General features: G+C 61.2%; 8 protein-coding genes. 5 read left to right on the plus strand and 3 right to left on the minus strand.

Translation table 11 applies throughout. The annotated features are described in order from the left end of the window. Nucleotides 1–85 precede the first annotated feature (85 nt). Nucleotides 86–496 (minus strand): response regulator, encoded by a 411-nt coding sequence (locus ACY8D3_RS01950; protein WP_462381351.1) that lies wholly within the window; start codon nt 494–496, stop codon nt 86–88. Between the two features lie 365 nt (nt 497–861). Between ACY8D3_RS01950 and ACY8D3_RS01955 the strand changes: the two genes are divergently transcribed. Continuing rightward, nucleotides 862–3,801: a PAS domain S-box protein gene (locus ACY8D3_RS01955; protein WP_462381352.1), complete on the plus strand. Its 2,940-nt coding sequence runs from the start codon at nt 862–864 to the stop codon at nt 3,799–3,801. Between the two features lie 49 nt (nt 3,802–3,850). Here the strand turns inward: ACY8D3_RS01955 and ACY8D3_RS01960 are convergent, their stop codons facing one another. Both ACY8D3_RS01960 and ACY8D3_RS01965 read right to left on the minus strand, forming a co-directional pair. Continuing rightward, a complete protein-coding gene (locus tag ACY8D3_RS01960; protein ID WP_462381353.1) occupies nt 3,851–4,582 on the minus strand; it encodes a substrate-binding periplasmic protein in 732 nt (243 codons plus the stop codon). A gap of 316 nt (nt 4,583–4,898) precedes the next feature. Beyond that, complete coding sequence (locus ACY8D3_RS01965) at nt 4,899–5,891, minus strand: outer membrane protein assembly factor BamD (protein WP_462381354.1); 993 nt, start codon at nt 5,889–5,891, stop codon at nt 4,899–4,901. 145 nt (nt 5,892–6,036) lie between these two features. On the opposite strand from ACY8D3_RS01965, the gene rluD reads away from it, so the two are divergent. The 4 genes from rluD (at nt 6,037) to ACY8D3_RS01985 (ending at nt 13,797) form a co-directional block, all read left to right on the plus strand. Next, nucleotides 6,037–7,008, plus strand: a complete 972-nt coding sequence (gene rluD, locus ACY8D3_RS01970) for a 23S rRNA pseudouridine(1911/1915/1917) synthase RluD (protein WP_462381355.1) — start codon at nt 6,037–6,039, stop codon at nt 7,006–7,008. After that, complete coding sequence (gene pgeF, locus ACY8D3_RS01975; RefSeq protein ID WP_462381356.1) at nt 7,008–7,757, plus strand: peptidoglycan editing factor PgeF; 750 nt, start codon at nt 7,008–7,010, stop codon at nt 7,755–7,757. The genes rluD and pgeF overlap by 1 nt, the downstream gene beginning before the upstream one ends. 266 nt (nt 7,758–8,023) lie before the next feature. Then, nucleotides 8,024–10,588 carry an ATP-dependent chaperone ClpB gene (gene clpB, locus ACY8D3_RS01980; protein ID WP_462381357.1) on the plus strand — a complete coding sequence of 855 codons (2,565 nt, stop codon included), beginning with the start codon at nt 8,024–8,026 and terminating at the stop codon, nt 10,586–10,588. 779 nt (nt 10,589–11,367) lie between these two features. Continuing rightward, the gene (locus tag ACY8D3_RS01985) at nt 11,368–13,797 is read left to right on the plus strand and encodes a type VI secretion system Vgr family protein (protein WP_462381358.1); all 2,430 of its coding nucleotides are present in this window, start codon (nt 11,368–11,370) and stop codon (nt 13,795–13,797) included. The last annotated feature ends 1 nt before the right edge of the window (nt 13,798 follow it).

A 13,798-nucleotide genomic window follows, 5' to 3' on the forward strand; every position in this document is an offset into this window, starting at 1 on the left:
ATTCTGTTACCGCCAAAGGCGAAACATGCGTTTATCAACGTGGACAGGTGTTACCGTCGCAATGGGCGACAATCTCGCGAGTCACTCAATCGTCGTTTGCAGGCGTCGCGCGGTGCAGTACGGCATGTACCGCCTGTAGGAATGCCCCGACCGTCCAAGGCTTTGAGAGGAACGTTGCCCCTTTCGGTATAGATGCGCTGCGCCCTGTATAGCCGGAGGTGAGCAGCACGGGTATGTGCGGCCAGCGCTGTTCGGCGATCTCAGCGAGTTGAAGGCCGTCGAGTACACCCGGTGTCCGAACATCCAAGACCATCATTGATAAGCCGGACGCGTGGTCCTGCAGATAGGCTAACCCGTCGTCGATGGTCTCAAGCGGGATGGTCTGGATACCTTCGTCGTGCAGAAGCTCACAAATCAATTCACGGACGGACAGCTCGTCCTCAACGACAAGGGCCATCGGTGCTTCATTGGTGTAGTGGAGCGCTCGGGTATTCATACATCCTGTGACGGTGGCGCATTCAATGGGGTTCGGGGGCGCAGACAGGTGGAGGCTATTTGAGCGGTCAGCTCAGCGCGCAAGGCCATGAAAGGCTTTAATCAACCAAAGGAGGCGAAGACTGTTGGCAGCGGAGGGACGTAAGCCGACAACCTGTTCATGATGCGTGATGTAGGCTCCTATGCGGGAATCATGAACGAGGTCCCGGCTACCATTGCAGGCGGAATTAAATCGGAAGGTCAGCTACGCTTGCGTATCGCCGTGCCGGGATGGAACTCATAGGCCAGGTTCAAGGTTGTAAATGAATACGCAAGAGAATGCATGGCGCAGCTGCCATCGTTTCGTCAGACCTTGGGAGCGCCGCAGTGACGGGTACTGATTGGGAGCGGCTCGGGCGAACACAGGACGCACCAGATGCGTATGAAACTGCTGCCCGCGGGCTCGAACGCGGCATGGCCGCGTCTGCCAGCCGTTATCAAGCGATGTTCGACAGTGCTGTCGATTTCGCGATCGTAGCCATGGACCTTTCCGGTCGGATTACTGAATGGAATGTTGGCGCGGAACGGATTTTTGGCTGGTCTGCCGCGCAGATGATTGGCGCACCCCTCGATCGACTTTTCACTCCGCAAGACCTTGCCAACGGCCGGCCAGATGAGGAGCTTCACGCCGCCACGGTCGATGGTAGGGCCAGCGACGAGCGTTGGCACATGCGCGCGGACGGCTCGGTGTTCTGGGCGTCAGGCTCGCTCACCCGCTTGATGGATGCGAATGGCATCCATATTGGCTACCTCAAGGTCATGCATGACCGTAGTGAACAGCACGCCGTGCACAGGCGGCTCGAGGATGAGGAAGCGCGCTACCACGTGCTGGTCGAATCCATCGAGGCGGGCTTTTGTATCCTCGAAGTCCAGTTCGATCCGGGCGGCCGCGCCTGCAATTTCCAGATCGTCGAGGTTAATCCGGCGTTCGAGCGGCATACCGGTATTCGGGACGCCGTGGGACGATGGATCCGCGATATCGCACCCGATCACGAGCAATATTGGTTCGATGCCTTCGGCGAGGTCATCCGAACGGGCCGAGCTGCGCAGTTCGAGAACTATTCGGCAGCTTTCGGACGGTGGTACGACGTATATGCAGTGCGCATCGGAAGTCCGGCGGCACGTCGAGTGGCTGTCTTGTTCAGTGACATGTCGGAGCGGCGTGAGGCGGAACTCGCGCTCGAGCGCAGCGAAGCTCACTGGCGCGGCCTGTTTGAAACGCTTCAGGAAGGTTTCATCCTCGGCGAACTCGTCCGTGATGTAGGCGGTTCAGTCATCGACTGGCGCTATGTTGACGTGAATGCCGCCTGGTGCGAGGTGCTGGGCCGTCCGGTAGAGGCGGTGCGCGGACGGACGGGGCGGGAGGTCACGCCGGGAATCGAGCCTGAATGGCTGAATGAAATGGCAATGGTCGTGCAGGCAGGCACGCCGGCTCATTTCACGCGGCAGATGGGGGAGGTTGGCCGCTGGTTTGATGGTCGTATTCATCGCCTGGACGCCAACAGGTTCGCCGTTACGGTCCAGGAGGTTACCCAGCGGCGGCGTGATGATATCCGGCGGCGGGCGCTGCTGAAGTTGGCTGACGTGCTGCGCGACAGTCAGGACATCGACCGTATCGCATTCGCCGCTGCCGAGGTGCTGGGGGAGACGCTTGCGGCGAGTCGAGCGGGTTACTGCACGATCAGCGCGAACGGCCACCGTGTGAGGATTCGCCGTGACTGGCACCTGCGCGATATGTCCACGCTGGAGGGGTCCATGTCTCTTCGGGCGATGGGTGGGTTTGCCGAAGTGCTGCTGCGAGGCGAAAGCGTCGCGGTGCACGATGTCCGGACTGATCCCCGAACGGCGCAATACGCCGATGAGTTGAATGCGCTGTCCATCAGGGCGCTGTTGCAGGTTCCAATTCTGGAGCTAGGTCGCGCGGTCGCGCTATTTTTTGTTTGCAGCACCCGCCCCACGGCCTGGCAGGATGACGACATCGGCTTCGTTCTGGATGTGGCGTCCCGCGTGCGATCGGCTATCGAACGACGGCGCGCGGAGCACGCCCTACAAGCGTTGAACGCCTCGCTCGAGCGGGAAGTCCGCCAGCGGTCCGAAGAACTCCTCAAATCCGAAGAGAAGCTGCGTCAATCGCAGAAGATGGAAGCTGTTGGGCAACTGACCGGTGGAATTGCACATGACTTCAATAACCTCCTGACGGGTATCAACGGCAGTCTCGAGCTGCTGCAGAGCCGTATTGCCAAGGGGCAGCTCGACGATGTCGAGCGGTTCATCACCGCGGCACAAGGTGCCTCCAAACGAGCAGCCTCGCTCACGCATCGATTGCTTGCCTTTTCGCGACAGCAGACGCTCGATCCCAAGCCAACAGACGTCAACGCGCTGGTGAATGGCCTCACGGATCTGGTTGGCCGCACGGCAGGGCCTTCGGTGGAGCTGGTGACGACGCTTGAGGCCGACGTCTGGCTTACGCTAGTGGACCTCAACCAGCTTGAGAATGCCGTATTGAACTTGTGTATCAATGCGAGGGACGCAATGCCCGGCGGCGGTCGGCTGACGCTCCTGACACGCAACGAGTGGATGAACAGCCGCGTTGCGGCGGAGGCGGAATTGCCGCCAGGCCACTATGTAACGCTGGAGGTGACAGACACGGGCGTCGGCATGCCGCCTGAAGTCGCAGCGAAAGCGTTCGATCCATTCTTCACGACCAAGCCGCTGGGCATGGGAACAGGGCTTGGACTCTCCATGGTGTATGGCTTCGTCCGCCAGTCCGGCGGCCAGGTTCGCATCCGCTCCACCCTTGGGAGGGGCACGACAGTAGCGCTTCATTTGCCACGCTATGCGGGGGATGACGTCTGCGCAGGATCCGATGAGCCCAAGCAGGTGCCGCGGTCGCAGTCAGGCGAGACGGTTCTCGTCGTTGATGATGAGCCAACCGTGCGGATGCTGATCGTCGATGTGCTAAACGACCTGGGGTATGCCACACTCGAAGCGGCTGATGGTGCCACGGGCCTCGCGGTATTGCGCTCCGGCGTGCATGTCGATTTATTGGTATCCGACATCGGCCTGCCGGGTGGGCTGAACGGGCGAGACATGGCCGAGCAGGCGCGTGTGGATCGGCCAGCCCTGCGCGTGCTGTTCATCACGGGCTACGCCGAAGCGTCCATTGTCGGGGACGGAAAGTTGCCTTCTGGCATGCATGTCATGACCAAACCATTCGGTGTCGAAGCATTTGCTGCTCGAATCAAGACGCTACTGGCGGACGGGTAAGGTATTGAAGCGGAACGAATAGTCGCTTTCGGCCTCAGCGAGCGGGCGCTCACCAAGGAAGATAGGCCTTCCGGACACGGTCGACCGTTCCGTCGCTGAGCACGGTCTTCAGCGCTTCGTTCAAGGACGTCACAAGTTGGCTGTCACAATCCTTCGAGCACGCAAGATACAGATCGATCGTATCTACCGTCGGGCTGCGTTGCAGCGCGGGTGGGTTCCCGCCTTGGCGCTGCCAGATGTATTGCGCTTCTGTCACGCTGGTGAACCAGGCATCGATTCGGCCCAGCTCCAATAGACGTGCAGGGTTGTCACCGAGGCGCAGTGGTACGATTTGGTCCGGCGTGAAACCGTGCCGCTCGAGGAGCTCCCCTTGGGCCGATCCCAGCCCGATGCCGATACGCGCATAGCGTGTCCGGGCTTCGTCATAGCTCTGTACCGGCGCATCCAGCGAAAAGAAGGCGCGCTCCAGCGGCATGATCGGCCCGATCCAGGTAAAGGCATCAGCGCGCTCGGGCGTACGAGAGAGGGGGATAATCAGCAGATTGCGCCCTGACGATACCGTGGCCTGCGCGCGCGCCCAAGGCTGAGCCTGTATGTCGGCGGCAAGCCCTGCACGGTCTAGTAATTCCAATGTCACGTCCCCAACGATGCCATGTCGCTCACTGTCGTTCGTGAGCGTCAGCGGTGGCGCGTCCGGCATATAGAGCTCAACCGAGGCGCCGGCGTGAGCAGACTGAAAAGAAAGGAGCACACTCGCAAGCAGGGGGAGGAGAATGCGCACGGCGTGCCTCACTCAACGTCGGTGTCCGGAATATAGACGGCGCCAGGCGAGTGCTCCGCACTATTTTCCATTTTGTTGCACGCACCACGATGATCGGGCAGCCACTGGGCATGCGATGCGCTTTCAAGATCAACTTACCGGTTCAGCGCAGAAGGCGTTTGGGCGTCCGACAGTCGGTCGGATCGGGCTGTTCTGATGGTCTGGAGCGCTCAGCGGGGTGCGATCGGCTGCGAGTAACGAAAGGCGGCGGGGTAGCGGAGACGTATCAGGCAGGGTAAACGCATGCCGCCCCAGGACGGGGCGGCATGTGGCAGGCTTAGTCGAACAGCCCGAAGGTCAGGTAGCTGAACCAGGAGCGGCGTTTTTCGCCACGCTGCTCTTCCAGCGCTTCGTTGAGCTCCGGCGGTAGATCCTGCTGGGCATCCTGGTACTGACGAATCACGTCGCGAGCGGCCTGCGATTCGCGCGGGGGCTGGGGCGCATCGCTTTCGATCAGGCCAAGCGTGGCGCGGGCCAGCCATGAACGCTGGTTGACGTCCTGCTCACGCGGTACGAACTGGCCTTTTTCCAGGCTTGGGTTGTCTGGGTAGTTGAGTTTGAGCGTTTCCAGGCTGGTCGCTGCCAGATCATCCAGGCCCAGGCGCTGGTAAGCCTCGACCATCACGGCGAGCCCGTCACCGACCGCTGGCGATTCCTGGAAGTTTTCAACCACGTAACGGCCGCGGTTGGCGGCGGCCACATAAGCGCCACGCTTGAGGTAGTAGTGGGCAACGTGGACGTCGTAGGCCGCCAGCAGGTTGCGCAGGTAGATCATGCGCTGCTTCGCGTCAGGGGCGTAACGGCTGTTCGGGAAGCGGTTGGTCAGCTGGGCGAACTCGTTATAGGAGTCACGCGCAGCGCCCGGGTCACGCTTGGTCATGTCCAGCGGGAGGAAGCGGGCCAGAAGACCGCGATCCTGATCGAATGAGGCCAGGCCACGCAGGTAGTAGGCGTAATCGACATTCGGGTGCTGTGGGTGGAGGCGAATGAAACGATCGGCCGCGGCGCGTACGGCAGCCGGCTCGCCATTCTTGTAGTTCGCGTAGATGAGCTCCAGCTGAGCCTGGTCGGCGAAGCGTCCGAACGGATAGCGGGATTCCAGCGCCCTGAGGTTATCAATGGCGACGCTGTAGCTGCTGTTGTCCAGAGCGGTCTGGGCACGCTGATACAGTTGGGTTTCGCTGAGATTCTCGTCGATTTCGGTCTTTTTCGAGGAGCAGGCAGCGGTCAAGACGAGCGTTGCGATCAGCAGCAGGTGTTTCACTTGCATGGTGCGTGCGTCCCTGGACGGCCGGCTGTGTTGTGGCTGGCCGTCTGTTATAGTGGGCGCCCCGGTCAGACCGGGACAAAAAGTCGCCGTATTTAACCACAGCGTGCGACCGAAACCAAAAGGCTCCGCCCCTCTCGTGCCCCTCATGTCCCAGCTTCCCAAACACGCCATTGCGCTCTCTGCTGAAGTCCCGCTCGAACTGGGCGGTCAACGCCTTGATCAGGTCGCGGCACAGCTTTTTTCAGAACACTCCCGCTCGCGTCTGGCGGCCTGGATCAAGGACGGCCAGTTGACGGTCGACGGCGCCGTGCTGCGCCCCAAGGACACTGTCCATGCCGGTGCCCGTCTCGCGCTCGACGCAGAGATGGAGGCGCAGGGTGAATGGATCGCCCAGGACATCGAACTCGATATCGTCTACGAAGACGAGCATATCCTTGTGCTGGATAAGCCCTCCGGGCTCGTCGTGCATCCGGCCGCGGGCCACGCCGACGGTACATTGCTCAACGCGTTGCTTCATCACTGCCCATCGCTTGTGAACGTACCCCGCGCCGGGATCGTCCATCGCCTGGACAAGGACACTACGGGGCTGATGGTCGTTGCCAAGACGCTTGAAGCGCAGACCCGTCTGGTCGAGCAACTGCAGAAGCGCAGTGTCAGCCGTATCTATGAATGCATCGTGATCGGCGTCGTGACCTCGGGCGCGACAATCGATGCCCCGATCGGCCGCAGTTCGGCCAACCGCCAGCGCATGGCCGTCGTCGAAGGCGGTAAGCCTGCTGTCAGTCACTACCGGGTGCTGGAACGCTTTCGCTCCCACACGCATGTACGGGTCAAGCTCGAAACCGGCCGTACTCACCAGATTCGTGTTCACATGACGCACGCGGGCTTCCCGCTGGTAGGGGACCCGCTGTACGCCGGCCGTTTCCGTATCCCTCCCGCCGCGAGCCCGACGCTGGTCCAGACGCTCAAGGAGTTTCCGCGCCAAGCCCTGCACGCGCGCTTCCTCGAGCTGGATCATCCGGCCACAGGCAAGCGCATGAAGTGGGAGTCGCCACTGCCGGAAGACATCGTCTGGATGCTCAGCCTGCTGCGGCAGGACAACGAGTCCTTCGTCTGATGGCCGCCGCGCCGTTCAATCCCGTTGCTCACGGCTGGCTGGCGCCAGACTGGCCGGCACCGGCGAATGTACGGGCCTGTGTGACCACCCGCGAGGGCGGGCAAAGCACCGCACCTTATGAAAGCTTCAATCTCGGGCGGCACGTTGGGGATGATCCTCAAGCCGTGGCCCACAATCGGGCTCGGCTGACCGAAGCCCTTGGCTGCACGCCCGGCTGGCTCAGCCAGGTACACGGAACGGCTGTGGTCGAAAGCAGCCCCGGCAAGGTGCTCGAAGCTGACGCCGCCTGGAGTGAAACGCCAAACGTGGCCGCCGTCGTGATGACCGCCGACTGTCTGCCTGTGTTGTTCTGTGACCGCGCGGGTACGCGCGTTGCGGCGGCCCATGCAGGATGGAGGGGGTTGGCCAATGGCGTCCTCGAAGCCACCGTCGCCTCGTTTGGGATGGAGCCGGGCGAATTGCTCGCTTGGATGGGGCCCGCCATCGGCCCTGACGCGTTCGAGGTTGGGCCGGAAGTGCGCGATGCGTTCATCAAACTGGATCCGCGGTCCGCTGAGGCCTTCCGGCCAAGCCCGAACGACGGCAAATACCTCGCGGACATCTACCATCTCGCGCGCATCCGCCTCGAAGCCGCGAATATCGGCTGGATCGGAGGCGGCGGTTTCTGCACCGTCAGCGACGATCGTTTCTACTCCTACCGTCAGGCCAACCCCACCGGCCGCTTCGCCTCCCTCGTCTGGCTCACCTGAACTCGCCGCTAACCGACCGTAGACTCCGCACTCCCTAGGGTGGATAGCCGAACCTCTCCTCTTTTTTGTCGCCCATCGATATCGTGAGCCGATCCGCATCAGGCGCCCATTACTGTGCGCACGAGGGCTGCCTCAATGGTTGACGGCTATCAATAGCCGCCTGCTTGAATCCTCGACAATCAGCCCTATCTAAGAGGCATCCCGCGGGCGATCTTCATTTCGGACACAAGTCATCGTGTCGGCCCGCATACTCGTGAGGACGAACCATGCGAATCGATCGTTTGACCAGCAAGCTTCAGCTTGCGCTTTCCGATGCCCAGTCCGTGGCCGTTGGGCTCGATCACCCAGCCATCGAGCCACTGCACCTGATGCAGGCCATGCTCGACCAGCAGGGTGGTTCCATCAAGCCGCTGCTGCGTCAGGTCGGCTTCGACACCAATGCGCTCAAGGTCAGCCTGACCCAGGAGCTCGACAAGCTGCCCAAGATCCAGAACCCCACCGGCGATGTGAACCTGTCGCAGGACCTCGCACGCCTGCTCAATCAGGCTGACCGCCTGGCGCAGCAGAAGGGTGACCAGTTCATCTCCAGCGAACTCGTCCTGCTTGCCGCGATGGACGAAAACACCCGCCTGGGCAAGGTGCTGACCGGGCAGGGCGTCTCCAAGAAGGCGCTCGAAAACGCCATCAATAACCTGCGTGGCGGCGAGGCCGTGAATGATCCGAATGCCGAGGAGTCCCGCCAGGCGCTCGACAAGTACACGGTCGACCTGACCAAGCGTGCCGAGGAAGGCAAGCTTGACCCGGTCATCGGCCGTGACGATGAAATCCGCCGCACCATCCAGGTGTTGCAACGCCGTACCAAGAACAACCCTGTGCTGATCGGCGAACCTGGCGTGGGCAAGACGGCCATTGCCGAAGGCCTCGCACAGCGCATCATCAACGGCGAAGTGCCGGACGGCCTGAGGGACAAGCGCCTGTTGGCCCTCGACATGGGCTCGCTGATCGCAGGTGCGAAATTCCGGGGCGAATTCGAAGAGCGCCTGAAAGGTGTACTCAACGAGCTTTCGAAACAGGAAGGCCGCGTCATTCTTTTCATCGATGAGCTGCACACCATGGTGGGTGCGGGTAAGGCCGAAGGCGCCATGGACGCCGGCAACATGCTCAAGCCGGCGCTGGCACGCGGCGAACTGCACTGCGTCGGCGCCACTACCCTCGACGAATATCGTCAGTACATCGAGAAGGATGCCGCCCTTGAGCGCCGCTTCCAGAAAGTGCTGGTGGACGAACCAAGCGAGGAGGACACCATCGCGATCCTGCGTGGCCTCAAGGAGCGCTACGAAGTGCACCACGGCGTGACGATCACGGACGGCGCGATCATCGCAGCCGCCAAATTAAGCCACCGTTACATCACGGACCGTCAGCTGCCCGACAAGGCCATCGACCTGATCGACGAGGCCGCCAGCCGCATCCGCATGGAAATCGACTCCAAGCCCGAGGCCCTGGATCGGCTCGATCGCCGTCTCATTCAGCTCAAGATCGAACGTGAGGCATTGAAGAACGAAGAGGACGAGGCAACCCGCAAGCGCCTGGCCAAGCTCGAGGAAGACATCGGCCGCCTGGAGAAGGAATACGCGGACCTCGAAGAAATCTGGAAATCCGAGAAGGCCGAGGTGCAGGGTTCGGCTCAGATCCAGCAAAAGATCGAGCAGGCCAAGACCGAGCTTGAAGCCGCACGCCGCAAGGGCGACCTGAACCGGATGGCCGAGCTGCAGTACGGCACCATCCCGGACCTGGAGCGCAGCCTGCAGATGGTCGACCAGCACAGCACCACCGAAAACCAGCTGCTGCGCAACAAGGTGACAGACGAGGAAATCGCGGAAGTCGTGTCCAAATGGACCGGCATCCCGGTTGCCAAGATGCTCGAGGGTGAGCGCGACAAACTGCTGCGCATGGAGGACACCCTGCATCAACGCGTGATCGGCCAGCACGAAGCGGTGGTCGCTGTCGCCAACGCCGTACGTCGTTCACGTGCCGGGCTTGCTGATCCGAACCGCCCCAGCGGCTCGTTCCTGTTCCTTGGCCCCACCGGGGTGGGCAAGACCGAGCTGTGCAAGGCGCTCGCCGAATTCCTCTTCGACACCGAAGAGGCCATGGTGCGTATCGACATGTCCGAGTTCATGGAGAAACACTCCGTGGCCCGCTTGATCGGCGCGCCGCCTGGATACGTCGGCTATGAGGAGGGCGGTTACCTGACCGAAGCGGTGCGCCGTAAGCCCTACTCGGTCGTGTTGCTCGATGAGGTTGAGAAGGCGCATCCGGATGTGTTCAATATCCTGCTGCAGGTGCTCGAAGACGGCCGCCTGACCGACAGCCATGGGCGCACGGTCGACTTCCGCAACGCCGTTGTCGTCATGACCTCCAACCTGGGCTCTGCGCAGATTCAGGAGTTGGTCGGCGATCGCGAAGCACAGCACGCCGCCGTGATGGATGCGGTGAGCAGTCACTTCCGCCCGGAGTTCATCAACCGGATCGACGAAGTGGTTGTCTTTGAGCCGCTGGGGCGCGACCAGATTGCCGGCATCGCCGAGATCCAGCTGCAGCGCCTGCGCAAGCGCCTGGCCGAGCGCGAACTCAGTCTGGACCTCACGCCCGAAGCGCTCGACAAGCTCGTCGCCGTCGGCTACGACCCGGTCTACGGTGCGCGCCCACTCAAACGCGCCATCCAGCGCTGGATCGAAAACCCGCTGGCCCAGCAGATCCTGGCCGGCGACTTCATCCCCGGCGCAACGGTGCACGCCAAGGTGCAGGACGACCAGATCGTCTTTGCCTGATGCTGTAAGCCCTACAAAAAACCGGAGCAAGTGCTCCGGTTTTTTTATGTTTGTCGATCGTCGGCCTGAAGTGTGTGCCAGGCGCGAGTACGGCGTAACGGCACAGCGTTTTCCATGCACTGATATTCAGGCATGCCGCAATTTCACAGTGCGAAACCGCACGGATTGATTTTCCGCCGTATGTGATGAACGCGCCAAACCGCATCCGAAATTTTCGCTAGTCTCACCCCCTTTCCAATGAAGGGAATGACCACTATGCCTAGGATGGCCGCCTCCTCTTGCCAAAGTCCCCTCGCCACCTGGTGCAGCGCGGACACAAGCGTCAGGCCGTATCTGCGACTGGCAAAGACCACCTGCGATATCCAACAGACGTGCACGCGTTCGGCAAATCGATACCTGTCTCCTAGCTTGGTCTCGTTATAGCGAATTCAACCGGACACTATTGGGGTACGGACGGTGGGCCGGATCCAGGTCGTGGTCAGCCGGAAGCACAGCATTCGTATCGAGACTAATCGCTCCAGGGCGTTGGATACCGGCAAACATCCGGTCGGCCGATTGCCGTGGAAACGAAGTGGCTCATGAAGAGCATCTGGGCGGCACGCTCAATCGCCCAAAAACCTACCGCCACACCGATGGCAGGCGACGCATACACCGCTGAGAGTTGATGAGGCATGACGCGTTATCACTGCCGACCAGCCGCGTGACGCCTTGAGGGCCACTCCGTGCTGCAAAGGCTGGGGCCGACGTGCAAGGGATGATATTCGAACAGGGAGTACAGGATGTTCAACTCGGCTAATGAGGCCCATTTCACGCTGACCATCGAAGACTTTGTCGGCGACCTGCAGGTGTTGTCGTTCACCGGCTCCGAAGGCCTCAATCGGCCTTATCGCTTCGATCTGGAGTTGGTTAGCGAAGACCCCGACCTGGATCTGGAAACGCTCCTGCACAAGCACGCGTTTCTTGCCTTCGACCCGCAAGGTAGCGGCATTCACGGGCAGATCTACCGCGTCGCCCAAGGGGAAACCGGCAAGCGGCTGACGCGTTACAGAATCGCGCTGGTGCCACGCCTGCAATACCTGCATCACCGCAGCAACCAGCGTATTTACCAGCAGATGTCAGCGCCCGATATCATCGCACTGATCCTCGAAGAGCATGGCGTCCTGGCCGACGCGTACAGCTTCCAGCTTGGCGAGCCATGCCCCGAGCGCGACTATTGCGTGCAGTACGATGAGAGCGACCTGCACTTCATCCAGCGCCTGTGCGAAGAAGAAGGCATTCACTACCACTTTCAACACGACCGGTACGGCCATTCGCTGGTGTTCGGCGACGACCAGACCATCTTCAATAAACTCGGACGACCGACCGCCTACGTGCAGGGCAGCGGTATGGTGGCCGACGAGCCCGTAATCAAAGGCTTCAAGCTGCGCTTGGAGACCCGCATCGCGCGTGTCACGCGCCGTGATTACGACTTCGAAAAGCCCAGGATCCAGCTTGAAGCTGCCTACAAACCTGGTGGCGAAAGTACCGAGCCGGATCTGGAGGACTACGATTTCCCGGGGCGCTTTACTGATCGCACACGCGGCAGATTTCTTAGCCAGCGTGCCCTTGAGCGCCACCGTACAGACTACCGCCAGGCCGAAGGTCGAAGCGATGAGCCCCGGCTGGTCAGTGGCCACTTCATGGAAATGTCCGACCACCCTCGCACCGAGTGGAACGACCTGTGGCTGCTCACCGAGATCATCCATGAAGGCAAGCAGCCGCAAGTTCTCGAAGAAAGCGTGACCGGTGATACCCCCGATAGCAAGGGCGACTTCCACCAGGGCTACCGGAACCGCTTTCTCGCCACGCCATGGGACGTGCCCTATCGTCCGGCGCTGAAGCATCCCAAACCGCGTGTGCTAGGCAGCCAAACGGCCGTGGTCACCGGGCCTGAAGGCGAGGAGATCCACTGTGACCAGTACGGCCGTATCAGGGCGCAATTTCACTGGGATCGCGAAGGGCAGGGGGACGACAAAACCAGCTGCTGGCTGCGCGTCAGCTCCAGCTGGGCCGGAGACCGCTACGGCGCGATCACCATCCCGCGCGTCGGCATGGAAGTACTGGTGACCTTTCTCGAAGGCGATCCTGATCTGCCACTGGTGACGGGCTGCCTTTATCACAAGGAGCATCAGGCCCCCTATGACCTGCCCGCCAACAAGACTCGTAGCGTCTTCAAGACCCTCAGCAGCCCAGACGGCGGTGGCTACAACGAGCTGCGCATCGAGGATCGCAAGGGCGCGGAGCAAATTTACCTCCACGCCCAGCGAGACTGGGACGAGAACATCGAGCACGACCAGAAGATCCGCGTCGGCAACGAGCGCCACGATACGGTGGAGGCGAACAGCTACACCGAACTGATGGCCGAGGAACACCTTACCGTTACCGGACACCGCAAGGCTGAAGCCAAGTCCGACGACCACCTCACCATCGCCCAAAGCCAACACCTCAAGCTCGGCACTGCCCAGCTGACCAAAGCCGGCCGCGAGATCCACCTCAAGGCCGGGCAGAAGATGGTCATCGAGGCCGGCATCGAGCTAACCGTCAAAGCAGGTGGCAGCTTCATCAAGCTCGACCCCAGCGGCATCACCGTCTCCGGCCCGATGATCAAAATCAACGCTGGCGGCGCGCCAGGTAAAGGAGCTGGGATCAAGATCAAGCCGCCAGTGTTGCCGGGGATAGCAGATCGCGACAAGGCGGGGAACCTGTTGGAACAGGCGTCGGCGAATGATCTGACTGACTCTAGCTCTGTGGATCCTCGCGAGTACCGATTCAATATTCGTCTGCAGGACATTCCTGGAGGCGAGGGTTTTCCCTTGGCATATACCCGTTGGAGTATTGAACAGGGAGAGGAGGGCAATGTGGTACTGGACGGCGTTACCGATGCCGATGGCCGCGTGCTGCTCGATGACACTCAGCAGAAGCAGCTGGCAAAAATCTACGCCAAGGCGCCCAAGAGCCTGTGGCTCACTTATCCCGGCCAGCGGATAGCTCTGCGGGTTCATCTAGAGGAACAGGGTTGGGACAGCGAGCGTTATGCCCTGGGCGCGATGGACTTCAAAAGTTGTATAAGCCGCGATGCCATGGGCAATGCGATGCTGGAAACAGAGCGTAGCCAGCAGGATAGCCAGTGCATTAGTGACCTCTATACTCACCTGCAATCCAAGGAATGAT

It is taken from the genome of Pseudomonas sp. Marseille-QA0892 (assembly GCF_054950135.1).

Bases quoted from the DNA above. Each gene is read 5' to 3' on its own strand.
- ACY8D3_RS01950 (WP_462381351.1), bottom strand. From the start codon at position 496: ATGAATACCCGAGCGCTCCACTACACCAATGAAGCACCGATGGCCCTT.
- ACY8D3_RS01965 (WP_462381354.1), bottom strand. From the start codon at position 5,891: ATGCAAGTGAAACACCTGCTGCTGATCGCAACGCTCGTCTTGACCGCT.
- rluD (WP_462381355.1), top strand. From the start codon at position 6,037: ATGTCCCAGCTTCCCAAACACGCCATTGCGCTCTCTGCTGAAGTCCCG.
- pgeF (WP_462381356.1), top strand. From the start codon at position 7,008: ATGGCCGCCGCGCCGTTCAATCCCGTTGCTCACGGCTGGCTGGCGCCA.
- clpB (WP_462381357.1), top strand. From the start codon at position 8,024: ATGCGAATCGATCGTTTGACCAGCAAGCTTCAGCTTGCGCTTTCCGAT.
- ACY8D3_RS01985 (WP_462381358.1), top strand. From the start codon at position 11,368: ATGTTCAACTCGGCTAATGAGGCCCATTTCACGCTGACCATCGAAGAC.